General features: G+C 61.3%; 21 protein-coding genes and 1 riboswitch. All 21 genes read right to left on the bottom strand.

Annotated features, from left to right (window positions below; all coding sequences use genetic code 11):
* Positions 1–2: 2 nt before the first annotated feature.
* The 21 genes from NUW12_12765 to NUW12_12665 all read right to left on the bottom strand — a co-directional run bounded on the left by NUW12_12765 (position 3) and on the right by NUW12_12665 (position 23,254).
* Positions 3–326: a 4Fe-4S binding protein gene (locus NUW12_12765; GenBank protein MCR4403614.1), complete on the bottom strand. Its 324-nt coding sequence runs from the start codon at positions 324–326 to the stop codon at positions 3–5.
* Positions 327–432: 106 nt separating this feature from the next.
* Positions 433–1,215, bottom strand: coding sequence for an electron transfer flavoprotein subunit beta/FixA family protein (locus tag NUW12_12760; protein MCR4403613.1), 783 nt, complete (start codon positions 1,213–1,215; stop codon positions 433–435).
* 128 nt (positions 1,216–1,343) lie between these two features.
* A complete protein-coding gene (locus NUW12_12755; GenBank protein MCR4403612.1) occupies positions 1,344–2,486 on the bottom strand; it encodes an acyl-CoA dehydrogenase family protein in 1,143 nt (380 codons plus the stop codon).
* Between the two features lie 105 nt (positions 2,487–2,591).
* A complete protein-coding gene (locus NUW12_12750) occupies positions 2,592–3,083 on the bottom strand; it encodes a hypothetical protein (GenBank protein MCR4403611.1) in 492 nt (163 codons plus the stop codon).
* Positions 3,084–3,086: 3 nt separating this feature from the next.
* Positions 3,087–3,779, bottom strand: coding sequence for a nitroreductase family protein (locus tag NUW12_12745; protein ID MCR4403610.1), 693 nt, complete (start codon positions 3,777–3,779; stop codon positions 3,087–3,089).
* A gap of 156 nt (positions 3,780–3,935) precedes the next feature.
* Positions 3,936–5,468: a tripartite tricarboxylate transporter permease gene (locus NUW12_12740; GenBank protein ID MCR4403609.1), complete on the bottom strand. Its 1,533-nt coding sequence runs from the start codon at positions 5,466–5,468 to the stop codon at positions 3,936–3,938.
* Positions 5,469–5,505: 37 nt separating this feature from the next.
* A complete protein-coding gene (locus tag NUW12_12735) occupies positions 5,506–6,000 on the bottom strand; it encodes a tripartite tricarboxylate transporter TctB family protein (GenBank protein ID MCR4403608.1) in 495 nt (164 codons plus the stop codon).
* Between the two features lie 119 nt (positions 6,001–6,119).
* Positions 6,120–7,148: a tripartite tricarboxylate transporter substrate binding protein gene (locus NUW12_12730; GenBank protein MCR4403607.1), complete on the bottom strand. Its 1,029-nt coding sequence runs from the start codon at positions 7,146–7,148 to the stop codon at positions 6,120–6,122.
* A gap of 20 nt (positions 7,149–7,168) precedes the next feature.
* Complete coding sequence (locus NUW12_12725) at positions 7,169–7,306, bottom strand: hypothetical protein (protein ID MCR4403606.1); 138 nt, start codon at positions 7,304–7,306, stop codon at positions 7,169–7,171.
* Positions 7,307–7,470: 164 nt separating this feature from the next.
* Positions 7,471–8,661 carry a CoA transferase gene (locus NUW12_12720; protein ID MCR4403605.1) on the bottom strand — a complete coding sequence of 397 codons (1,191 nt, stop codon included), beginning with the start codon at positions 8,659–8,661 and terminating at the stop codon, positions 7,471–7,473.
* A gap of 59 nt (positions 8,662–8,720) precedes the next feature.
* Entirely contained in the window at positions 8,721–9,686 is a 966-nt protein-coding gene (locus NUW12_12715) for a creatininase family protein (GenBank protein ID MCR4403604.1), read from the bottom strand.
* Positions 9,687–9,733: 47 nt separating this feature from the next.
* The gene (locus tag NUW12_12710) at positions 9,734–10,099 is read right to left on the bottom strand and encodes a cupin domain-containing protein (protein MCR4403603.1); all 366 of its coding nucleotides are present in this window, start codon (positions 10,097–10,099) and stop codon (positions 9,734–9,736) included.
* Between the two features lie 61 nt (positions 10,100–10,160).
* A complete protein-coding gene (locus NUW12_12705) occupies positions 10,161–11,219 on the bottom strand; it encodes an Ldh family oxidoreductase (protein MCR4403602.1) in 1,059 nt (352 codons plus the stop codon).
* 521 nt (positions 11,220–11,740) lie between these two features.
* Complete coding sequence (locus NUW12_12700; protein MCR4403601.1) at positions 11,741–13,693, bottom strand: sigma 54-interacting transcriptional regulator; 1,953 nt, start codon at positions 13,691–13,693, stop codon at positions 11,741–11,743.
* 53 nt (positions 13,694–13,746) lie between these two features.
* Complete coding sequence (locus tag NUW12_12695) at positions 13,747–14,550, bottom strand: IclR family transcriptional regulator (protein ID MCR4403600.1); 804 nt, start codon at positions 14,548–14,550, stop codon at positions 13,747–13,749.
* Positions 14,551–15,036: 486 nt separating this feature from the next.
* On the bottom strand, positions 15,037–16,413 hold the full coding sequence (locus NUW12_12690; GenBank protein ID MCR4403599.1) for a GntP family permease: 1,377 nt from the start codon (positions 16,411–16,413) through the stop codon (positions 15,037–15,039).
* Between the two features lie 62 nt (positions 16,414–16,475).
* The gene (gene pdxA / locus NUW12_12685) at positions 16,476–17,495 is read right to left on the bottom strand and encodes a 4-hydroxythreonine-4-phosphate dehydrogenase PdxA (GenBank protein MCR4403598.1); all 1,020 of its coding nucleotides are present in this window, start codon (positions 17,493–17,495) and stop codon (positions 16,476–16,478) included.
* Positions 17,496–17,618: 123 nt separating this feature from the next.
* Positions 17,619–18,953, bottom strand: a complete 1,335-nt coding sequence (locus tag NUW12_12680) for a four-carbon acid sugar kinase family protein (GenBank protein ID MCR4403597.1) — start codon at positions 18,951–18,953, stop codon at positions 17,619–17,621.
* A gap of 7 nt (positions 18,954–18,960) precedes the next feature.
* The gene (locus tag NUW12_12675) at positions 18,961–19,770 is read right to left on the bottom strand and encodes a DeoR/GlpR family DNA-binding transcription regulator (protein MCR4403596.1); all 810 of its coding nucleotides are present in this window, start codon (positions 19,768–19,770) and stop codon (positions 18,961–18,963) included.
* Positions 19,771–20,294: 524 nt separating this feature from the next.
* Positions 20,295–22,157 (bottom strand): methionine synthase, encoded by a 1,863-nt coding sequence (locus tag NUW12_12670; GenBank protein ID MCR4403595.1) that lies wholly within the window; start codon positions 22,155–22,157, stop codon positions 20,295–20,297.
* On the bottom strand, positions 22,154–23,254 hold the full coding sequence (locus NUW12_12665) for an NAD/NADP octopine/nopaline dehydrogenase family protein (GenBank protein MCR4403594.1): 1,101 nt from the start codon (positions 23,252–23,254) through the stop codon (positions 22,154–22,156). The genes NUW12_12670 and NUW12_12665 overlap by 4 nt, the downstream gene beginning before the upstream one ends.
* 462 nt (positions 23,255–23,716) lie before the next feature.
* A riboswitch (cyclic di-AMP (ydaO/yuaA leader) is annotated at positions 23,717–23,917 on the bottom strand.
* Positions 23,918–24,066 lie beyond the last annotated feature (149 nt).

The following is a 24,066-nucleotide window of genomic DNA, read 5'->3' as shown; positions in this document are numbered from 1 at the left end:
TCCTACTCTACCACCCTAAGGCTCCCCTGTCCAAACCAGTTGGGGGGCTTGTAGGCGAGCAGCTCGAGGGAGACAGGCGCCGTCTTGCCTGCACGGACCTCGGCAAACACCCATATACCCTTGTACGCTTCAAGGCCGGTCATCTTGCTCCGCACAGCCTCGAGGACGATCGCGTCGCGCTCGCAGACTCCCAGGCAAGCCGAACAGAGCGTGCACGTCTCCCCTATCTGCACCGCCTCGTCCTTCTCGACGATAGCGCCGTAGGGACACGCACGCACGCACCGCTTGCACCCCGTGCACCTGCCTGCGTCAACCCATATGGACAAGCCCTGGCCCTCCCTTTGGGCTCCCGGCACAGCTCAGACTGCCGGGGCAGCCACGCCGCCTTCTGAGGCGCTGCTATCCGATGCTGCCATTCAAGCGGTCGGATCGTCAGATGGCGCGAGCCTCAAGCAACTTCTCAACCAGCTTGTCGACGGCTTCGTCAACGTCTCCCGTCAAGACCTCTCCGTTGCGACGGCGCGTGGGCGTGAACACCTTCACCACCCTCGTGGGCGAGCCGTTGAGCCCTATTCTTGCCGGGCTGGCCGCGATGTCTTGCGCGCCCCACACCGTTATCTCCTTTCGCGACGCGAGCATGATGCCACGCAGCGTGGGCAGCCTGGGCTCGTTCAGCTCCTTCACGCACGTCACAAGAGCAGGCAGTCTGCACCTCACAACTTCGTAGCAATCCTCGAGCGCACGCTCCACGGTCAGGATGGTGCCTTCTATCGTAACCTTCCTCACATAGGTGAGCTGAGGGATGCCAAGCTGCTGGGCGATGCCCGCTCCCACCTGGGCAGTGTCCCCGTCGATTGCCTGCTTCCCGCACAGAATCAAGTCCGCCTTGCCGAGCCTCCGTATCGCGCGCGCAAGCGTGTACGATGTCGCCAGAGTATCAGCTCCAGCAAAGGCCCTGTCGGAGAGCAACACGGCATCGTCCGCTCCCATCGCAAGCGCTTCCTTGAGGGCCTCCTTTGCCTGGAGCGGGCCCATGGTGATGACTGTCACCTTGCCGCCGTGCACATCCCTCTGGCGGATGGCTTCCTCGATCGCGAACTTGTCGAACGGGTTGATGATGCTTGCGACGCCCTCGCGCATGAGAGTGTTGGTCACGGGATCTATCTTCACGTCAGTCGTCCCGGGCACTTGCTTGATGCATACCACAAAGTTCACAGCGTTCACCCACCGTCAGAACGGATCGTCACCACGTAGTGGAGGAGAACGTCTTGTCAGGGCTAATCCAGTCGCATCGTCCAGGACCTAATAGCGGTCCGTCCGCCTCCGTCCACCATGGGGAATCCTCAATTGTCCGCCAGGACGTAGCGCGAAATCACGAGACGCTGTATCTCGTTGGTGCCGTCGTAGATCTGAGTAAGCTTCACGTCCCGGAAGTACCTCTCAACCGGGTAGTCCTTCATGTAGCCGTATCCGCCATGGATCTGGATTGCGTTCGTGGTGTTCTTCATAGCCGCATCCGTCGCGTACAGCTTGGCCATGGCAGCCTCTCTCGTGTACCTGGCTCCGGTGTCCTTGATTGCCGCGGCCCGGTACAAGAGCAGACGAGACACCTCAATGTCGACGGCCATGTCCACCAGCATCCACTGAATCGCTTGGAACTCGGCGATGGGCTTCCCGAACTGAACCCGCTGCTTCGCATACCGCACCGAGGCCTCGTATGCCGCTACCATCGCGCCCGTTGCGATCGCTCCGGCGCAAAGGCGCGCTCCATCCAGCGAGCTCAGAGCGATCTTGTACCCTTCGCCCTCTCGCCCGATGAGGTTGCTCCTGGGCACACGAACGTCGTCGAAATGGATTTCCGCAGTTGGCTGCCCGTGGTGCCCGAGTTTTCGCTCGGGCTTTCCTACAGTGACACCAGGCTGCTTGAGGTCCACCAGAATCGCGCTCATGCCTTTGGTGGCCTTCTCCCTGTCTGTCACAGCAATCACGATACAGAAATCCGCCACCGGGGCCATCGTGATAAACATCTTGCTGCCGTTGATGACGTAGGAGTCTCCGTCCGGCACGGCTTTGGTCTGAACCCTCGAGGCGTCCGAACCCGCGTCGGGTTCGGTGAGCGCGAACGAGCCTATGAGTTCCCCACGAGCGATCCGGGGCATGAGCGCTTTCTGCTGCTCAGGGGAGCCGAACTTCTCCAGAATGAAGAGGTGCTGCCGCGCGGACGAACACATGTTGGCAACAGCCACGCTCCCTCTGGCCAGTTCCTCGATGCTGATGACCCCACAGATGCTATCCATCCCCGGCCCACCAAGCTCCTGTGACACCTCAAGGTCGAACAGGTTCAGGTCGGCCATTGCTCGGTAGATGTCGAATGGAAACTCGTCCTTCTCATCGATCTCCTGGGCCTTTGGGATGATCGCTTTCTCCGTGAATTCCCTGACCATCTTCCGCGTCATCTCTTGCTCGCTTGTATACTGAAAGTCCATGAGCAGCCCCCCCGAACTGAAGTGCCCCTCTTCCGGACGACTCCTCGCGCCCTGAGCTCATCCGGCTCCAGTTGGAGGCTGGAGCTGGAGCTTGAGGCTCGAGCTCTAGCCAACAACTCCATCCGGTTCCGGACGCTTGAACAGGACAACCGTGGCTATGCACTCGTCACCTCGGACCTCGATGCAGGCTTGCTCCGTCGCCATCCCGAGCGCCTCCTGCGCGAGAGCCATCACCAGATTCGTGCATGGACAGAAGAAGGGAGCGACCCCGGCAGCAGCCAACTTCTCCTCAACCGGGCGATGAATGCATCCGCTCACCTTGACCGTAAGGACGTTTTCCTCTCGCCGCTCGACCGAGAGCTTCTCCGCAATCCCTTCCGCTTTGAGTCCTCTGGAGAGCTCGGTGACGACGGTCTCGAAGTCTCCGCAGCCCTCCCCACGCAGCCCGAACTTGTCGAGAAAGTAATCCTTGCCAACGTTGTACAACCGGAATCTGGCGCCAAGTCCGCGTTCGTCCCAAAACGCCTTGACTACGTCGAAGATCACCTGATTCGCATATCCCTTCAGCTCCTCAGTGGAACGGGTCTCCAACGCCATGTCCTATTCCTCCCCCTCTGTCTTCACCGCAGGCGCTTCCACGAAGTAAGGCTCGCCGAACGTCTCCTTGAACACAAGCTCTGTCAAAGGCAGCCTGGGCCTTGGCTTCGGGTGCTGAGGCGAGTAGCCTAGGGATATCGCGCTTATTACCTTGTAATCCGCAGGAATGTTGAGCACTTCCCGGACTCTCTCCTCGTCGCGCACGTCGATGCACAGCGCTATGACCCAGCACGCCCCCAGCCCCAAGGCCGGGGCCATCAGCAACATGTTCTCGATGGCTGCCGAGCAATCGAAGGGGAGGTCCCAGACGTCTTTCTTCCCCACGACCACGATTACGACCGGGGCCGTGCTGAGAAACGAAGACACGTTCCCGCTTGTAAGCTTCTCAAAAGCCCGTCGGCGCTTTTCCTCGTCTTCGAGGGACTCGAAGCGCTTGTGCATCCTCTTGGTAAGGAATTCCGCCGTAAACCTGCGACCGCTGCCCCGCGCGGCGATATCCCCGAGGATCTTGCGCCGTGCTTCGTCCCTTACCACGATGAACCGCCAGGGTTGGGCGTTTTCCCCGGAAGGAGCCTGGCGCCCCGCTTCGAGTACGAGCGCAAGGAGCTCATCAGGAACGTCGTCAGGATAGTACGTTCTGATACTGCGCCTCATCGATATTAGTTCAAGCGCGGTCTTGTGCATGTCACAACTCATGAAAGCCGCCTCCCAGTCCGGTCCCTTTCGCTCGGTATCCACACGCACCCTCAGTTCACCCTCTCAGTAGCCCCTGTGTCGGTATGTGCAGCCCGCCGAAGGGCTAGATCGATTCCAAGGCAGCCTCTCTGGGGAGTTGTCCCATCACGCAGACGGCTAGCCAGGCCTGGCTGGCCTTCCCGAGAATCCTAGACGGAACCGTAGCACGATCGCCTTCGCCGTCTCACTCTGGCTGAGAACTGTGAAACCCACCAGCACCGCCAACACCAGAGATATGGGGCGGGTCACGAATGCGCGTAGCACGTCGCCTTCGTAGAGCGCGAGTGTCCTGCGAAGCTCCCCGTCCGCCATAGGACCTAAGATCACACCAAGGATGACAGGCCCAACCGGGAAGTCGGCCTTCTTCAGCAGGTAGCCGGCCAACCCGAATGCGACCATCAGGTACACGTCGAAGATGCGGTTCTGTACTGCGAACGACCCAACCACCGACAGCAAAACGACGATGGGCATGAGCACGGGCAACGGCACCGTAACGACTCGTGCCAGCCACCTGTTCCCCGCAAACCCCAACCACAGCATCACGATGTGGGCGAGCGCACATACCAAGACGATAACGGCAAAGAAGAGCCGATCCTGGTTGAATACGAGCGGTCCCGGTCTGATGCCATGGATGTACAGCACGCCGAGGATCACCGCGGTAACGGCATCCCCGGGTACACCCAGAGTAAGAAGGGGGATGAGTGCGCCCCCGATTGCCGCGTTGTTGGCGGTCTCGGGCGCAAGCACTCCTTCGTATGCCCCCTCGCCGAACTGCCTTGTGGGTCTCTTGACCGTCCGTTTTGCGTGATCGTAAGCCACGAGAGAGGCGATCTCGCCACCTATGCCCGGGATGGCTCCGATGATGGTCCCGATCACGGCACATCGCAATGTCAACGGAACGTGCTTCGCAAACGCAGAAAGATACCGTTTGAAGGTGTCCGCACCGATCCTCTCGGCAACAGTCTTGACTCTCCGCTTCTCGAGATGAAGCAGCACCTCTGATAAGCCGAACACACCTATCAGCGCTGGCACGAAGTGAATGCCGCCCGCGAGCTCAATGCTACCGAAGGTGAACCGGCCCGTACCGTACATCGTGTCCAAGCCCACCATGGAGACAGCAAGCCCCAGGCACGCACTGAGGAGTCCCTTGGACAGAGACTTGGCCGAGAGGCTTCCCACCGTGGTAAGACCCCACATCACGAGGAGGAAGTACTCGGGGGGCCCAAACTTCAGTCCGATCTCGGCGATGGCCGGAGCAGCAACGGCAAGCACCCCTGTACCAAACAGTCCTCCCAGGCACGAGGCAACAGTGGCAACGCCCATGCCAAATGCCGCCTCGCCCAGTCTGGCCAGAGGATATCCGTCAAAGCCTGTCGCGACAGCCGCGGGCGCGCCAGGAATGTTGAGCAGCACTGCCGATTTGCTGCCTCCGTAGCAGCCGCCGACCCATATCGATATCATGAGGACCAGTGCGGACTGAATGTCCCAGCCAAACGTGAGGGACGTCAACAAAGCTACCGCCATGGTGACGGAGAGCCCGGGCAGGGCGCCCACAACGATACCTGCAGCCACCCCCGCTACGACGAGAAAGAGCATCCTTGGCGAGACCAGTATGAGAATCGCCTTGGCAAGCAGCGACCCGACTGCCAAAGCCTATCACCCCCTCACCGCAGCGGCGCGCAACGTGTCACGGCAGTACCACCCTGAACGCCGTGCCGAACACTAGCTGAACCGCCACCACCGCGCACAGCGAGATAACGATGATCCTCAGGACGCTCCCGCTCTTCAACACGACCATCAGCGCGACCAGGAAAATGAAACTTGCCGGTGCGAAGTGGACGCGCCTCAGCAACAACACGTAGGCGAGGATCGCAGCGACCACGCCGAAAAACCGGCCGGGACTGGTCGCCGGGACGTCCGTGTCCCTATTGACCGGACTCTCGCCGTCGACGCTCTTATCATCAGCGCGTCTGCGGTCCGCGCTTCTCCGGGCCGTCTCCACGGCCAGAGACAGACTGGCCAGAATCGTGATGGCGCCGACTACCGCGGGAAAGACTCCGGGAGACTGGTTCGACACTCCGAAGTCGGGTTGGCGTGCCGCGCCTATCAGCAGCGTTACCCCGACTGCGGCAAAAACGAGTGCGCTCACGTAGTCCGTCGCGTTCCCGCCAGGCCACCTCATCCGCACAAGACATCAGTCCCCCTTCGGGAGACAGCGGCTCGGGTTCCGGCACCGCCGGGCAGGCGTGTGCCCCGGGGCACGGCGCCCGCCCGTGAGGTCGATACAGTCGCCGGATGCTGTCAGGGCTTGGGAATACCGAGTTCTTCAGGAGATTTCTTTGCCACTCCCAGATCGTAGATGAGCCATGCCGTCTGTGCGGTCCACTCGTCCAGGTACTTCCGCGCCTCTTCTCCGGACAGAGCTAGGGACCGAAAATACCCGTCACGCACATACTGCTGCCACCTGGGATCCGCGACCGTCTTCTTCATCGCGTCAGTCAGAGTGGATACCACGGCAGCAGGGACACCCTTCGGCGCGAACAACCCGAAGTACGGCCCGTAGGGGAGGTAGTTCCTAGTTCCCGCGTATATTTCACCCAGAGCGGGAACGTCCGGGAGCGTCTCCATGCGTTCGTTGTCGAAGATCGCCAGAATACGCAGCTTACCAGCTTTGTGATGCTCAACCACGTCAGGCAGGTTCTCCATGACGACATCCACGTGACCACCCAGGGCAGCAGTTACTGCGGGACCTCCTCCCTCAAAGGCTATGTTCGATAGCTCGGTCCCCAGGCATTTGTGCAGTATCGCTGCTGCCACGGCTCCCGTGGTGGCCGGGCCGGCGATCCCGAGTTTGATCTTTCTGGGGTTTGCCTTGGCGTACTCGACAAACTCCTGAACGGTCCGCCAGGGCCTTGACGCATTCACCGCGATGGCAGGCACACCTTGAGTACACAGCATTATTGGCTCGAAGTCCTTGTAGCTGTACTCAGAGAGGCCCATCAACTGCCAAATGGACATGGTCTCCGAACCGAAGAGAAGTGTGTAACCGTCGGGATTCTGCCTCAGCACATGTGCCGCCCCTATCGCGCCAGCTGCTCCGGGCATGTTAGTCACCACCCACGGCTGCCCGAGGAACTTCTCGGCGACAGGTGCGACCCCGCGCGCGCTGCGGTCGGTTATTCCGCCTGCACCCCAGCCGACCACCACCTGAATCGGCTTGGTAGGGTAATCACCGGACGCTGCAAAAACACTCCCAAGGGACATCGATGCCACCAAGACGACAAGGAGCGCAACAAGCAAGCCAACCCTGCCACTACCCGTTCTTCTCACTGCTTATCCCTCCTGTCGGCTCAGATGTCTTGCTGGTTCTGGATCTGGCTGAGGTTGCCACTCCTTCCTCGCATCCCCACGCACCGCCGGCAGCGTCCCCCCTCCCCTCGCTGCATCCCGGTGAAGAGCGACGCATCAGGGATGGCAGGGTGAGCCATCGCTCATCTCTCCCTCCTTCCCCAGAGCCCTGCTCGGCCGTGAGTCTCATCGCAGCCGAAAACCTGATAGCCGATAAACCACCAGCCCTCCAGCGTCCTCTCAAGCCCGGTACACTGAAGCCTACGAGCATGAGCGGACCTCCTCGAACTGGAGTGCTCCCCTCTCAAATGACTCCTTGAGCCTTGAGCTCCTCCAGCTCCGACCTATCGAGCCCGAGCAGTCCACAGTATATTTCCTCATTGTGTTGGCCGAGGGTGGGCGGTGGGGAATCCACCGTCCCGGGCGTGAGAGACAGTTTCGGGCAGATGCCGCTCAGGTACACCGGAGGAATACCTGGATAGTCCACCTTCACCACCATCTCGCGGGCCTGAACGTGTGGGTCCCTCACGACCTGATCAATGCCCAACACCGGGGCACATGGAACCCCGGCCTTCTCAAGGATCGACACTATGTCGCTAGTTAGCTGTCCGGCCGTCCACTCCCCGACTATGGCATCAACCTGGTCCACGTTCTTCACTCGGGCCTCCACGCGTGAGAACCGGGGATCCGTGGTCATGTCCTCCCTGCCCATCGCCTTCGCAAGCCTGGGCCAGACTATGTCGCCGGACACGCCGATTACCACCCACCCATCCCTTGCCTTGTAACAGTTGTACGGGGCGTTTCCCCGTATCCGGCTGCCGTTACGCTGCAAGACTTCACCAAGGCCCATGTAGTTCGTGATGGCGTTTTCCAGGACCGCCACAACGGCATCTACCATTGCAGCGTCCACCCACTGCCCCTTCCCCGTCTTCTCCCTGTAGTGCAAAGCGGCAAGCGTGCCCACGGTAGCGAACAGGCCGCCGAGGAAGTCTCCCATGGCGTTCCCGGTGCGGGTAGGTGGCGAATCGGGGTAGCCCGTGAAACTCATCAGTCCTCCCATCGCCTGGGCCACCAGATCGTACGCCACCCGTTGCGAGTACGGCCCGGTCTGCCCGAAACCGGACACCGAGGTAAGAATGAGCCCAGGGTTGATCCGGGAAAGGACATCGTACCCGATGCCGAATCGCTCCATTGTTCCGGGCCGGTTGTTCTCGACCACGATGTCGGACACCTTGGCAAGCTCCTTGAAGAGCTCAACGCCGCGCTCGGTCTTGAGATTGAGCGTGATCCCCTTCTTGTTGCGGTTTGAAGCCAGATAGCAGGTGCCAACCCCGTCGATGAACGGCGCGAAGCTGCGAGATTCGTCGCCAATCTCGGGCCGCTCCACATGTATGACCTCCGCGCCCATGTCGGCGAGGAGCATGCCGCAGAATGGTCCCGCAAGCATTCGTGTGAAGTCGATCACCCGAATCCCTTGAAGCGCCTTCTCAGCCATGTGCCCATCCCCTTTCGCGGGTGCCCATTGTGGAACCGTTGCTCCGAGATCGCCATCGCTCAAGTTGGCCACCCAACGGTGTAGAGATGTCTCCCACCGTTGAACGGCCCTTTCAAGAGCGCTTCAACCTCTTCCTTAGGCCTTTGGGTGACCAGCTCCGCAGGGGGAAGAACACCTGGAGGGAACTTGGCCAGGATATCGTCATGGAGCTTCACAAGGTAATCAAGGAGAGTCTCGAGGCCTGGCCGTGCCTTTTCCGCATCAGCCAGGGTGGGCCTCCCGATGACCCCCTCCGGATACATGATGACTTCGATGCCGCCGAACCCGACCTGGCAATGCCCGGGAATCGGCCGGTGCATGATGTCGCCTCCGACGTCGGTATGTTCAGGAGGCATGAACCCTCGGGGAGTGGTGTCCACCGCATCCTCTTGCCTGATCATCTCCGGGAACAGAGCAAGGGAGTATGATGTCTCAGCTTCGTCCGCATGCCTGAATGGTGTCTCGAACGGCCCTCCGTGTTGCTTATCCTTGAGGTAGTTCGGAATCACCGTCGGCCAGTTCACGTTCACAAGGATCGCTGGCACCTGATACCTCTTGGCAAACTGGTGGAGAGCGTTTGGAATTACGTACTCCTGGCCGTGGCCGTTCAGGAGGATCTGCTTCCTGAATCCCGCGTTCCATAGCCCTGCTATCACGGCACGGATCATCCCCACGAATACATCCTCGGGAACCACAACGGTCCCAGGCATTCCAAGATGAGGGTAGGGATGCGACCCAAACCAGAGAGGCTGGCAGACCGTGCACCCCGTTCTCTGCGCCACAAGCTCCGCCATACGGGTGACCAGGAAAGTGTCCTCTCCGTAACAGGCGTTGGCGCCGTGGTACTCGGTGCTGCCGATAGGTATGATGATGATGTCGTCCTTTGTAAGTCTTTCGGCGACTTGCTTGCCCGTCATGTTCTGGAAGTAGATGCCGTCCGCCTTGTCCATGTGGCCCCCGTCAGGGGGTAGTTGCCATCTCCCCACCTGCTGTGCCTCCTTCTTCCCCGCCGCAGCCGAGCGGTCGAAGTCTGTTACTTCACCGATTTGTGCTGTGGCAAAGGCGGCGAGTACGCCCAAACGATCTTCAGAGGCTCATCGCCGATGTTGATGACCTTGTGTTTCACTCCCACAGGCGCAAAGAACGCGGTCTCAGGCTCGAGGTCGTACTCCTCGTCGCCAACGACGAACTTCGCCCTTCCGCTCACGAGAAACATGGCTTCTTCTTCCGTCTCATGTACGTGTTCGGGAATCATGCTCCCCACTTCGGTAATGTTGAACCCCATCGACATGCCTTTAATGCCGACCCTGCCCTCACAGAGCAGGAGCTTGGAAGTCCTCGGAGGGAGCCTCCTCTCGCCTTCGACGTCCTTTACCCTGACTACTAGAGTCCGTCCCACGTCAAGCTCCCCCTTCCTCAGCAGTGTCTGGTCGCAGCGCCCCTCCCCCGGCACGTCGCGTTCAGAACGCCAGGTCGACCCCTAGCTCAGCGCCCAGTGCTTTGAGGTCTGCCGCCACGGCGCTAGACACCGCTATGCCCTCCTTACTCAGGCGAAGTGCCGCTTCCGACTCGATCTCGCCCGGAACGTATATTCTGTCTACACCGGGAGCCCTGGGGCAGTTCCTTATCTCGCGAATGAACTCGTCTACTTCGGCCCTAAACCCCGGCACACTCGTGAAATCCTGAACGTTGATGGCAGCGACCAGATGACCCGCCCTGACAGGCCCCGACATATCGTCGAGTGGCCTCACCGTCCTACCGAAACCCGAGCCCGTGAGGATCCCCGATAGCACGTCGATCACAAAGGCCAGTCCATATCCTTTCGGTCCGCTTGCCGGCAGCAGTGTCCCGGCTAGAGCCTCTTCCGGGTCCGTAGTCGGCTCCCCCTTGGCGTCAAGCGCCCACCCTTCAGGGATCTTCTCGCCCTTCTTGGCCGCCAATCTGATCTTGCCCCTGGCCACAGCGCTCGTCGCCATATCGAGCACAACGGGCGACTCATCGCCGGCCGGTATCCCCACAGCCAGCGGATTCGTTCCCATCATGGCCACGGCACCACCCCAAGGAGCCATGGCAGGCGCGGAGTTGGACAACACCAGACCGATCATTCCCACGTTTACCGCGGCCATCACGTAGTAAGCCGCAGCGCCGAAATGGTTGGAGTTCCTGACGCCCACGACCGCAGCCCCCGTGGCGCCTGCCATCTCGATGGCAAGGCTCATGGCCCTCATCGTCACAACCTGGCCGAACCCGTTGCAGCCGTCCAGGAGAGCGGTGGACGCGCTCCTTTGAATCACAAGAGGCGCAGCTGCAGGGTTCATGAGTCCGAGCTTGACCCTTCTGATGTATGAACCCAACCTCACCAGACCGTGAGAGGTCACGCCTCTGAGCTCAGCAAACACCAGCGTATCCGCTATTAGCTCCGCGTCTTGCTCGGGGACGCCCGCAGCGCGGAGCATGTCCTGACATATCCGCTTCGCCCGCCCGACCGTAAGGCGGTGATTTCCGGCGCGTTCCTCCATCACGCCATCACTTTCTTCCCCGTGTCGAGATGCGACGGCGGCTGCGCCCGCCTTCGTACGTCTCGCTTCGCAAGAACCGTGCCGACGTGACCTGAAGTACGAAGCGCTACTCGGAGGTGCACCGGCTTCCCACGAAAATCGCTGCCCTCGAGAGAAAGACGTGCCGAGAGACAGAGGTCCATCCCCCGCGGGAGAGCCGCGCTTGGGTTCATTTTGGAACCTTGTGGACCCGCGCGATTGCATGCTGAACCGCACAGTGTCCATCGTGCTGACCGCGTGAATCAGTTTCGCAGGCGCGCTGTCAAAGTTGATGGAACACGCGAAGAACGCAAGGCTGGATGTTGAGCTGCGAAGTAGCGTGGGGGATCTGGGCAAGGATCGCTGGGACGAATAGGTGAAGGTATGCCTGTCCTCTTCGCACTCGAGGAGCGGAATCGCCTGCGGCCACCCCTCAAGAGCCCGACGCGCACGTGACGTGAACGGCAAAGTGTCTATCCTTCAGTCGGGATGGCCCGGAGCCTTCACGACACTGTGCCCTTCCAGCCTCCATAGCTCGAGGCGCACCGTTTCTCCCACGCTTTCAGACGCCTCCACAGTGTGGTCTTGCTGATGCCAAGTCTTCGCGCCGCAGCTGCCTTGTTCCACCCCGTCTCGCTTAGCACCTTCATCACCGTGACTCGCTCCAACTCCTCCAGCGTGGATTCCGACAGTGGCGTGCCGTCTTCTGCACTCCCTTGGGAGGCGCGGTGTGTATGCGGGATACGGCCGATCACTTCCTCTACTTCCCACGCCTCTATCACGTGTTCGCCGTTCAGAACCACCAGTTGCTCTACCGTATTCTCCAATTGACGCACGTTCCCAGGCCAGTCGTATTCCATCATGGCCTCGATAGCCTCAGTTGAGATACCCTTGACGGTCTTGTTCATCCGGGACGCCGCTGACCTTAGGAAGTGTTCCACGAGCAGCGGTATGTCCTCCCTGCGCTCACGCAAGGGCGGTATCCTGAGATTGAGCACGTCCAGACGATAGAACAGGTCTTCGCGGAACCGACCCTGCGCCACGAGGTCCGCTAGTTTCCTATTAGTGGCGGCGATTATCCTCACGTCGATGGGGATCACCTTGTAGCCTCCGACGCGCATTACTTCCTTCTCCTGCAACACTCTCAGAAGCCTGGCCTGGACCGCCACGGAAGTCTCCGCGATCTCATCGAGGAATATGGTTCCTCCGTGCGCCACCTCGAACAGGCCCGGCTTGCCGCCCTGCTTCGCGCCGGTGAACGCCCCTGGGGCATACCCGAACAACTCGCTTTCCAGCAGAGTCTCGGGCAAGGCCGCACAGTTCACAGCCACGAAAGGACCCTGCCTCCTGGGGCTTGCTAGGTGAATGGCCTGGGCAAACATCTCCTTCCCCGTTCCCGTCTCGGCCTCGATGACGATTGTGGAGGCCACCTCGGCAAAACTCTTCGCCCGCCGTATGGCCTCCTTAATCCCCTTGCTCCTCCCGACTATATCGTCAAATGTGTACTTTGCCACGTGCCCGCGAGCGTACAGCTCGTGTCGTATGGTTTCCTCCAGCTTCTGTATCTTGGTGACGTCCTCAAAGCTGGCGACGACACCGATGACCTCGCCGTTCACGACCACGGGCAGCCTGTTAGTGATGATCGTCGTGTGTCCCAGTCTCTGGATCTGCCCGAGCTCCGCCTCCCGCCTCTCCAACACCAAATGCAGCCTGGTATTGGGGATCACCTCGGTGACATGCCTTCCAATGACGTCGCCGGCTCTCAGCCCGGTTATTCTCTCAGCCGAGGGATTGAACAGGGTCACCACCCCGGTGGCATCGATGGCCACGACGCCGCTGTACACCGCGCTTAGGATTGCACGGAGCCGTTCCGCGCGTTCGATTTCCCGCCGACGAGCCGAGACAACGGTTTTGGCTTCGCTGATGGCCTCGAAGACGGCCTCCTTTCCCGAGGATAGGAGCACCCCCGCCATACCGTAGTCTCCCGCCCTCTTGATCACCTCGGTCCCGCCGACCACAGCTTTGACCTTGCGATCCCTGAGCCTTGCAAGGGCGGGCGCGATCTCCTCGGGCGTGGATACTTGTTCCTTGTGCACTCGGATGTCCAGAATGTCCTCGGCGTCCTCCACGTTTCTGACTATGTTCGAGAAGCCAACGATACCGACGTGATTCCCGTAATGCTTCGCCCTGTGAAGCGCACGCATGATGTCATAGCCCGTAACTCGGACATCGATGACCGGGATGCTCAAGCCGGCCTTCCGGATCAGAACGGTCGTGCCGCCGCGGCTGATGACAGCGCCCGCCCCTCTCTCCTCGGCTTCCTTGGCAATGCGGGCCCCCTCTGCCAGCACCCCGAGCTCGATGGTTATCGGCTCTCCCAGCTCGCGCACTACCTCTCGCGCGACCATCTCAAGTTCACGGTTCGGGGCGATGAATACGACTTCGTTCCCAGTCAACGCTCCCACCGCCTTGTCCGACCACCGTTTCGTGAGATGTGGGCACACCCGTTTCAGGTGCCCTCTTCGACGCCTTCGTCCGGCTTGCTCTGGATCGTCCTGCGCTCTATCATGCCGAAATCGCCGTGCAGATCCCTGGAGATTCCGTCAGCGGCCTCTTTCACCATCTCCGCAAGCGCAGGAATACGCTCGTCAGTGATCCGGGCTGCCGGGCCCGCGATACTGATGGCAGCCACTGCCCTCCCGTCAAGATCGAGGACGGGAGCGGCCACACACCTAACGCCGATCTCGAACTCCTGGCGGTCCACCGCGTACCCGTCCGCTCTAACTCTTGAAAGCTCGCGGCGTAGCTCGTCTGGTTCGGTAATGGTGTTGTCCGTGTACCTCACCAGCCCTCGCGATATCACCCTATCCACCTCGCCGCCAGGAAGAAAGGCCAGGAGAGCCTTGCCGGTGCCCGTGCAGTGCAGCGGAAGTCTTCTGCCGATCGAGGAGACCATCCTGACGCTTCGCGTACATTCCTTCTTGTCTACGAAGACCACCTCGTTCTTGTCGTAAACCCCAAGGTCAACGGTCTCGTCGCACTTCTCGACCAGCTCCTCGATGTACGGCCGCGCGACTTTCACTATCTCCAGACGATAGCGCACCGAAGCACTGAGCTCCAGGACTTTGAGCCCCAGACTGTACCTTCTGGTGTCCGGGTCCTTGATTGCATAGCCCCTGTCATGGAGGGTCTCCGCCAGCCTCCACGCGACGGTCTTCGGCACAGCCATCCTTCTTGCTATCTCGGAGACCCCAAGTGGCCCTGACCGCGAGAGCAAGTCAAGCAGATCCAGTACCCTGCCAGCAGACAACACTACCGCTTCACCTCTCAGATGCAGACCACCACGGTTTGGTCGCACCGACCTTGGGCTGCGCAATCCACGCTGTGGACGGTGTTTCTCTCAGCGAAACACCGGTTCCTTGGCAAGTACATACTTCTACGCCGTCTCCGAGATTCCTTTGATACGGTGCCAAGATCTCCAACAACTTCTCTCGGGATGCTAGTGGGAGGGGGGCGCGTCTACATCGGAGTTGTCAGCCTCGGCCGTGTGGGCTAGCGCGGCCGCGTGGGCAAGCGTTTGTGGCCGGACTGCGAAGCGCCATTTGATCGCCGGACGGGAAGGCCCTTGTCGAGGGGCCTTCCCGTCTTCCTGCCTCAGCCTCGCGAAGCGGGCCAGCGTGCACTCGTGCACTTGCTCGTCGAGGCGTCATTCCAAGTGTATGACCGGATATGCGCGGTCGCCGCCATCGTGCTGCGCCGGCGCCGACGACGTCGCGTTACGCTCGGCGCGGGGGACCATCTAGAAGATGAAGCTGGCGATCACGAGCGCGACAAGCGATACTGCCCAGCCGATCGTCGTCGGCACCGACCAGGTCATGATCTGCTCCTTTACATCCTCGATGCCCAGTAGCCTGTTGACCACCCAGAAGTAGCTGTCGTTAAAGTATGAGAATACCATCGCGCCCAGTGCCGCCGCCTGCGCTGCGAGGGCCGGATTGACGTTCAGATTGGCCAGAATCGGCGCCGTGATGGAAGCCGAGGTGATCATGGCAACGGTGCCGCTCCCCTGGACCAGCCGGACAAGTGTGGCGACGGCAAACGGAAGGAGGACGGCCGGCAGGGAGTAACCCGCCATCTTCTGGGCTATGAAATCTCCCACGCCACTTGACCTCAGCACCTGACCCAGAGCGCCTCCGGCGCCTGTCACCAAGATGATGATCCCCGCCGACGCGACGCCTTCCTCGACACGCCTTAGAACGTCCTTGCGCGGAGACTGGCCCATCAGCCCGTATATGGCAATGACGAGTCCGATCGCCACCGCGATTATGGGGTTACCGAGGAAGACCAGGAAGTTGGCCACCGAACCGCCGGCTTTCGCTGCGGTGAGAACGGTGTTGAGCAGGATCAGTACCACCGGGACCAGGATCGGGGCAAACGAGACGAACGTGCCGGGTAGCACCTTCTCGTCCTCGCTGGCTGCCGCAGTCTCCGTAACCTGCGCACGCCCGGACCCTACAGCGAAGCGTTGCCATCCGAGCCCATCGGCTGTCGGCACCTGGGGAATCTTGCGTCCGAGCCACTTGGCGTATATGACTCCCGCGATAGTGACCGGAACTGCGAAGATGATGCCCCACAGAATCATGAGGCCGACGTCCACCCCGAAAATCCCTGCTACTGCCAGTGGGCCGGGTGTAGGGGGAACTGCGTGATGGGTCGCAACAAGACCCACCGCGAGAGAGACTCCGAGGGCTACCACAGACTTGCCGGTGCGACTCGAGAGAGCTTTCGCAATTGGGGCCAGGATTACGAAACCGGAGTCGCAGAAAATGGGAATCGACACAACGTAGCCCGTGGCCGCGAGAGCCCACTCCTCTTTGTCACGGCCGAGGTAGCGCAAGAAGGTTCGAGCCATCCTCTCCGCGGCCCCCGATACCTCAAGGATTCGTCCCATCATGACTCCGAAGCCGATGACGATGCCTATGCTCCCGAGGGTGTTGCCAAAGCCCGTGGTGATTGCCTTAGCCACATCGGCAGCCGGCATGCCTCCGATCAGGCCGACCAGGGCGGCGGCAATGATCAGAGCGAGAAACGCATGGATCTTTGTCCGGAGAATGAGGTAGACCAAAGCAGCAACACCGATGATGAGACCTACAATCATCTGGGTTCCCGAAGGCATACTTGTCCCCTCCTCGGACTAAAGTTTGGCTGGTTACACCTTGCACTCTTTCTCGTCCCCGACTACGCCCTTCTTACGTGCGAGTACCGCGCAGCTACCCGTATCGCCTCCTCCATGCTGACAGCGCTGGCCACGCCTCGGCCGGCTATGTCAAAGGCCGTGCCATGATCAACGGACGTTCTTAGGAAGGGCAGGCCGAGCGTGACGCTGACGGTTCTCTCGAAGTCGAGAGTCTTGGTCGCTATATGACCTTGATCGTGGTAGAGAGAGAGTATGGCGTCCCACTTGCCCTCGAGGCCCAGGTGGAAGACGGTGTCCGCGCTCACGGGCCCGCAAGCGTCGATCCCGTCCGCCCGGGCCTGCTCGATTGCGGGGGCGATCTCGCGGATCTCCTCGTAACCGAAGAGACCACCCTCCCCCGAGTGTGGGTTCAATCCGGCGACTGCGATCCTTGGTTTGGAGAACCCTAGATCCCTTAGTGCAAATGAGACCTGCTTGAGCGTTTCGTACACTCGCTCCTTGGTCACAGCCCGGATGGCATCCGCCAGCGATAGGTGACGCGTGAGGAAGAAGACCCGAAGGTTTCTCACGGTGAACATCGTGAGCGCAAACGAAGCACCCGTCATGCTTGCGTACATCTCGGTATGGCCTATGAATGGGATGCCCGCTGCCTTAATGGATTCCTTGTTTATCGGGGCAGTCGCCACAGCGTCAATCGCCTTCTCGAGACCGAGTTCACTGGAGAGCCTTATACACTCGTAGGCCATTCTGCCGGCGGCGGCCTGGACCTTTCCGAATTCGACCGTGCCGTTCTCATCGTGAGCCGCCGGCACCACGTCGATGGTGCCCGGTCGGAACCTCCCCGCGGACGGAACGTCGATGAGGTTGAAGTCGACGTGCGCCCCGAGAATCGAGGCTGCCCGCTCGAGGGGTGCGGGCACACCGATGACCACTGGGAGGCAGACGTCGTATAGCTCACGGTTCGTGAGGGCCTTCACTACAATCTCTGGGCCCACTCCTGCAGGATCGCCCATGGTTATTCCTACTAACGGCTTTTCGTCGGAGGCTGTGCTTATGGTCATGAGCAAGTCATTCCTCTCAATTGAGTCTTCCGTGGAGTCTTCTGTTGAGCCTTCCGTGGAGCCTTCCGTGTCTGCGGCCCGGCGCACTACGAGCCATCGCGGGGCTGTCGCGAAGCCATCACGTCACCCCGCGTCACGCTGCAGAAGATGGCGAACGCACCGCACCGCCGCGTCTTCTCCGCCGACCAGCCCGCCCTTGGTAACGATCCTGAGCCCCTCGTGTGGCCCGCCGACCACTGTCCCGAAGGCGGCAAGCGGCAAGACCTCCATGCTGACCTCTATGCCTGCGGCCCCCGTCTCTTCGAGCACTGCGAGCGTAGTGTCCCCACCTGTCACGTACATCCCAGCTATATCGCCCTTTGCGCTCTCCAAGACCGTCCCGGCGATTCGACCGAGACCGGAGCATAGGTTGGCAGCCGACGCGCCCACGGCACGGTTCGTCTCGTTGTCTAGACCCGCCAAGTCCAGAGTGTCCTCCTGGGTCGAGGATGATGTCACGATGATCACCATGTCCCCAGACGCCCTCGTCGATATGGCGCCTAGCGCCCGCGCCACAGCGTCCTTTACTATGGCACTCGAGCGCGGCGGCTCTCCTTCCGCGAGAGCCTTGGCGTCGACTGCCACAGTTACGTTCGGTAGCGAGTCCTTGAGGCGCCTTATCTGGGTACGCGTGATAGGAGTGGCGCTGCCGACCAGGGCCAGGACCACTCGGCCCCGGCTGTCGGGCGTATCGCGGCAGACTCCGGTCGTGCCGGACGCCACCGCGATAGATGCGGTGAGCTGGCCGGGGTCCACCGATAGCACCCGAAATGGAAGGCGTGACGCAGCTTTGGCGATGGTCGAGATCTCGTCGTCGGTCGTGGCATCAACCACGACTACCTGAGCACCGGAGGAGCGAGCCTCAACCATGCGCCTGTGGATGCTTTCCCATCCGCGCAGCACGTCCCCAAGCTCGATGCTCGCGACCTTGCGGCGCGTTCCCTCTTGGATCAGAGACGGGACGTGGGACTTCGAGACAGGCGTTCGTGGATCTTGCGCCACTGGCGTTTTCTCGAGAGGGATCCCGTTGACTATCTGGTAACCGCCGACGGTGATCCGGCCGGATTTTGGAAAGGCGGGCACCACGACCGCCATCTCAACATCGTCCAGTTCATCGAGCGCGGCATCTATCTCGGCTGCCACGTTGCCGCGGAGAGTGGTATCTATCCTCTTGCTGAACTGCGATGCGCCTTTTCCCTTGAACCGGGAGAAACACGTGCGGACCCGTGTGTACGCCTCGTCGGCCGGGAGCGCACGGCTGTTAGTGGAGACGATGAGCGCATCGTACGGCGGAGTCGGCGGCAGCGCGTCGAACCGCTCTGGTATGAGTGTCGCAGCGCGAAAGCCCACGGCAGCAAGAAGCGCGCCGGTGGCGTTCGCCCCCGTCAAGTCGTCGGCAACAGCGAAAAGCCTGACCATCGTGCGTTCACCCCGATGTGGCGCCGTCTCGCATTGGACCAGGCTGAGAAGAGTGCCCCGGTCTCATGACTCGCACACCCAAATCCTCAATGGCACGAAGCATCGTCGCGTCGGTCTTGTCGTCGGTCACTATCGCAGCCAATTCATCGAAGGAGCAGACCTGGGCGAAGACCCTGAGGCCGAACTTGCTGTGATCCGCCAAGACCACCGGTCTTGACGCCGCGCTGATCATGGCCCTCTTGAGAGGCACCTTGTTGATGTTGCGTGTCATTACCCCGCCTGCCGGGTCGACGGCGTCACAACCGATGAACGCGGTGTCCACGTGCAGAGAGGCAACCATGCGCTCTGCTACCGGCCCCATCATGTTGTACACGCTGTGTTGCACTTCGCCTCCCGTGCAGATCATCTTGATCCCCCGTGAATCCGCTAGCTCGGCCGCAATCTTCAGGTCGTTCGTGACCACCGTCAGGTCCTTGAACGTGTGAAGCTTCTTCGCCAGCGCAAAGGTGGTTGACCCCGCGTCAAGGATGATTGCGTCGCCTTCGGATACGAGTTCAAGCGCCGCTTCGGCGATTCGGGCCTTGTCGTCAGGAAGCGAACTCACCTTCGAAAGGTAGGGCACGTCGCGCGTGATTCCGCTTCTCAGCATGGCTCCCCCGTGGACGCGGACAATCGTTCCCGAGTCCTCGAGGGCCTTCAGGTCGCGGCGCGCGGTCATTCGAGAGATACCGAACCTGCTTGCTATCTCGTCGACCCCCACCGCTCCGCGCGAGCTGATGTACTCCGCAATGAGAACCTGTCTTTCGCCTGACAGCACCGCGCGTCAAACCTCCACCTTTGCAGGCACGGCTGCAGATATGTGAATCCTATACAGTTACAGTAGACGCAGACTGCCGCACACGAGCCGGCCGTCGCGCCCACCGCCACGCGCACGGCATGATAGCCGGGGCACCAAGCTGGAACACCCCAAGCTGGAGCACCCGCTTTCGATGCCGCACAGTCTCGATGCCGCACAGCTCTTGTTTGATTGTGTGCGTATCTGAGCGCATCAGCACTATTCGACGGTACAAGTAGATATTCCTTCTGTGCCGCATTTGATTTTCTGTTGTCGCCGGATGATCCTGTGTCGGGTCGGATGATCCTGTGTCGGACCGTGTGAAGGATGTGAGGGAAGTCGCAGGCTACAAGGCCCACGCTACCCGCCGCGACTTTCTGAGAGAGGGGCCCAGGCAACGATCTCCTGACAGACGCGCCCAGAGAGAGACCCCGGACCGGCTGGCCGGGGCCTCTCTTCGATAGCTGTTCTCCGATAGCTGTCTACTAGCCTATGTAGAGCGAGATCTACGATGCTGCGCCCGCTCCGATGTCGTCCACGGCCTCCGCGAGCAGACGCCGGACTCTGTCCTCCTCGTGCAGCACTCTGTCGGAGCCCGGGTCCCACGCCCGGCACGCGCCGTCGATCATCCTCGTGACCACCTTCCCGCGCCCCACCGGGTTTCCCGCGAGATGGGGCGCATCGAGCAGCCCGGTCCTGACCGCCCTGCCGAGAGTGACCGGATCGGTCCAAGGGTCGTTGCAGCCCGGCCTCGCGATTTCGCGGATGGCGTCAAGTATGGCTCGTGCCTCAGCCACTAGCTCGTTCTTGCGCGCCGCGACCTTTGGGTCGCTCGCCATGTCAGGCAACCCGAGCAGGCCCTGCCGTATCGCGCCGCGGGCGATCTTGACCGCCTCCACGATGTCCGCAGGTGTGGCGGCGTGGTCGGCCTCAACGAACGACACCACGTGCACGATGTGAGGCCTCAGGGCCATCTGCACGAGCACCGATGACGCGAGCTGGCCCTTGGCTACGTCGAGGTCCGTGGGATAACTGAGGAGTCCCGTCCTCGTCTGCCGCCAGACGCGAAAACCCTCGTCCTCGAGGGAGGACATGAGCTCGAGCTTGGCAAGCATCTTCGCCACATCCATCGCTGGCGAAGTTGACGGAGGTGTGTTGAACATGAACTGCGCCACATAGTCGCGCACCCCGGCGGCTTTGGCGTTGTACGCGGCAAGATAGGCGGCGACGACCGCCACGCTGTCCGGCGCGTCCCTCAGACTCCAATGATGCGCCTCGTTCACTTCGACCGGGATCTCGTTGCTCGCGTGCCACGCCATCGCACGCTGCGCCTCGGATATGGATTCTTCCAACATCCTGGGGCTGCGGCCGTCTAGTACGTTGTACCAGAAGAGAGGCACCGCGCCCCACGCGAGGTTGATCGTCTCCTTGAGCATCCTCGCCATACGGATCTGGTCTCGAGTCCCGCTGTACGAGCGCATGAGAGGGTAGTTGCCCGTGCGCGACGCCTCGTAGATGCGCCTGAAATCGTCCGCGTCCCTCACAGGTACTCCGCCCGCGCCATCCTGGCCGGGGTCCATCTCCTCCGGTCTGAAGAAGCTCTCCTGGGCGTTTTGGTCCGGGCCGATGGATATCACATCTAGGAGCCTTGACTCGGCAAGCTCCCTTGCGCCCTTGATGGTAGCCTCGAGCGAGGGCAGGCCGAAATGGTGACGGATAAGCGGGTAAGGATGCTTTGCCATGATACGCTCGACGAGGCTGTCAGGCCAGAGCTGGCTCGCGCCGTCCCGGCCGGCGACGTCCTTGGGCCAAGTCGCACTCGGAGGCGCATCCGCGGACGCGGACCCCTCGTCGAGTGTGGAGCCGGTGGAGAAACCAATTGCGGAGCCCACGCCGATGCCGGCGCCGGCGGCAGAACCCGCACCGGTGGCAGCGGGGGAACCCTCACGGATGCTGCGAAGATAGTTGACTGTGGCCTCGTCATCCTCGGTGCCGTCAAAGACGCGCTCGAAGAGGCCGGTGGCCTCGGCCACTCGCGCCACTGGCGGAGTTCCGCCGAAAGCGAACCGCAGCCCGCACCCGCACCGCCGACCGAGAAGCCCCTCTCGCGACAACACCTCTTTGAGCTCCGAGAGCAGCCTCTCGGCCGCCTCGGGGGTCAGCCTGTAGCTTATACCTACCACGGCAGGGCTTTCATGCTTGATGGCGCCGACGAGCTTCTCAATGGGGACCGCCGGTCCCAGGAACACGGTGTCGTAGCCCTGAGCCTCCGCAAGTCTGAGGAAGTTGTATACACCCGCAACGTGAACGCAGTCGCCCACAGCCGCGCCGATGATCTTCGTCTTGCGAGTCGTCTTGCTGCCCCTCATGCCACCGCCTCCCTTCCTTCGAGGATGTACCTGTGGAGCTCCCCAACGTCCAGATCGTCAAGCCCGAGATTCTGCAGGGAACGTCCGGAAGCCCGGAAGTTCTGGCCCGTGATGACCGAAGCAAGCTCGATCACCGCGTCCATCGTGGGAGTTGGGACGTCGACCATCTCTCCCAGAGACGATATCGGCACGAGCCCTGTCGGAACATCTTCCAGAATGTAGCGGGTGTTCACCTCGCCGGGAGCCTTGATTCCTTTGTACGCCTTGGTGTTCATGATGGCCTCGTGAAGGTCGATCCCGGACGCCCCGTAAGTATCGGCAAGCCACTCCCTGGCGCTCCTCGCGACCATGCCAAGCTCACGAGCGACCGTGAGGCGCTCCTCATCCATGCGGGCTAGGACTCTCGCCACGGCGGGGCTAATCCCGTCGTGGTAGTAATCGAAGGACGAGCCCTGCTCTATCCTGGCGAGGTTTAGGATGGTAGGAGTCGGATGGAATATGGCTCCGATGTTGTCAAGCCCTGTCTCGAGGATGTGGGATGCCGTCACGAACTGGGGAAACGCCCGCCTCAGCCTGCGGACGACGTTCACCGTCCGCCACGCGGGGAGAGCAGCAACAGGGACTCGGCGCTTGATGCTGAAGACCCTAACCTTGCCAGGAGCTACGATCCTGCATGCGTACAGGAGCGACTGGGTCTCCGCAACCACGACCTGCGCCAGGCAGCCGTGCTGTCGCAGGGTGTGCTCGAACTCGATCGCCCCGAGCGTGCGACCGGGGTTCAGGACCACGATGTGTCCGTCACGAAGGTGAGGTGCAAGCGTTCGGGCTACTTCCCCGTGGGCAAACGCGGGGACCACCACCATTAGCACGTCCGAGAAGGCTGCAGCCTCCTCGGGCGAACTCGTCAGCTTTACGCCGCTCACGAAGCCCTGGATCTCTCCGTCGAGCTCGAGGCCACCGGCAGTCTCGAGCTCTTCCAGTTTGTGCCGGTCCCGGCTGTACAGCATCACCGGAAATCCCAGGACGGCCAAGTGCCCAGCCATGGCCTGACCTCCGTTTCCCGCTCCCAGCACCGAAAAACCACTCTCTGGTCTCATCTTGCTCCCTCCTTGCTTTCTCGCCGTGGACCAGACGCCGCCTCGTTGCGGAGCGTTGCTCCTTGCGGAGTGTCGCTCCAAAGCCGATGTGAGGGTGCGCAAGGCCAGGGCACGAATACGAGCATGACCAGGGCTTCATGTTCCGCGCGTCCGCGCGCCTCGTGCTGAAACGGATCGTGCGCCCCAGGCTCGACGCCCCACGCTGCCTGCGCCTCATGCGTGTCCTGCGCGTCACGTACGTCATGGGCACCATGCACCTCATACACCTCATGCGCCCCATACGCACGACGCGCGCCATGCGCCTCGCGAGAACACCGGCCTTGTTGAACCATCCGCCGAGGAAGACAACGAAGTGGCAGAGGGAAGGGAAAGAAAACACCCAGGGTGGGCACTCCCTGGGTGAAGCCACAATCACCGCACATGGCACAGCCATGTTACGGTCGCATGACTTCCACCCAACCCACCTCCTCTTCCCACGCTTGCGAGGTTAGCTGACGGGCTCGGATCGAAAGAGTGTGACCCGTCTCGGATGGCGCTCCGCAGTGCCTTCGCGCGTCGGTCATTGTCCCGCCGGCGCACGGCCCGCTCGCACCGACCACCGAGATTAGCCCCAAAAGTTGGGTCCCCCGCTTCCCTTGAAAGGGAACTCAGCGTTCAAGCGGATCGGCTGGTCCTCATCGGCCGCTTTGCTTTTTTCTCCCTAGTTAATTGTATTCTATCACATGACCTCCAATGCGTCAAACTCCTCAATCGCATGGGGTGCGTGTAGCGTTTGTGGCGTCTAGGGGTTACCACCACTTCCTGGGCGGCGG

The organism is Bacillota bacterium (assembly GCA_024653485.1).
Lineage (GTDB): Bacteria > Bacillota > SHA-98 > UBA4971 > UBA4971 > UBA6256.
The sequence above is the reverse complement of the archived record's forward strand: the minus strand, read 5'-3'. Positions and strand labels throughout refer to the sequence as shown.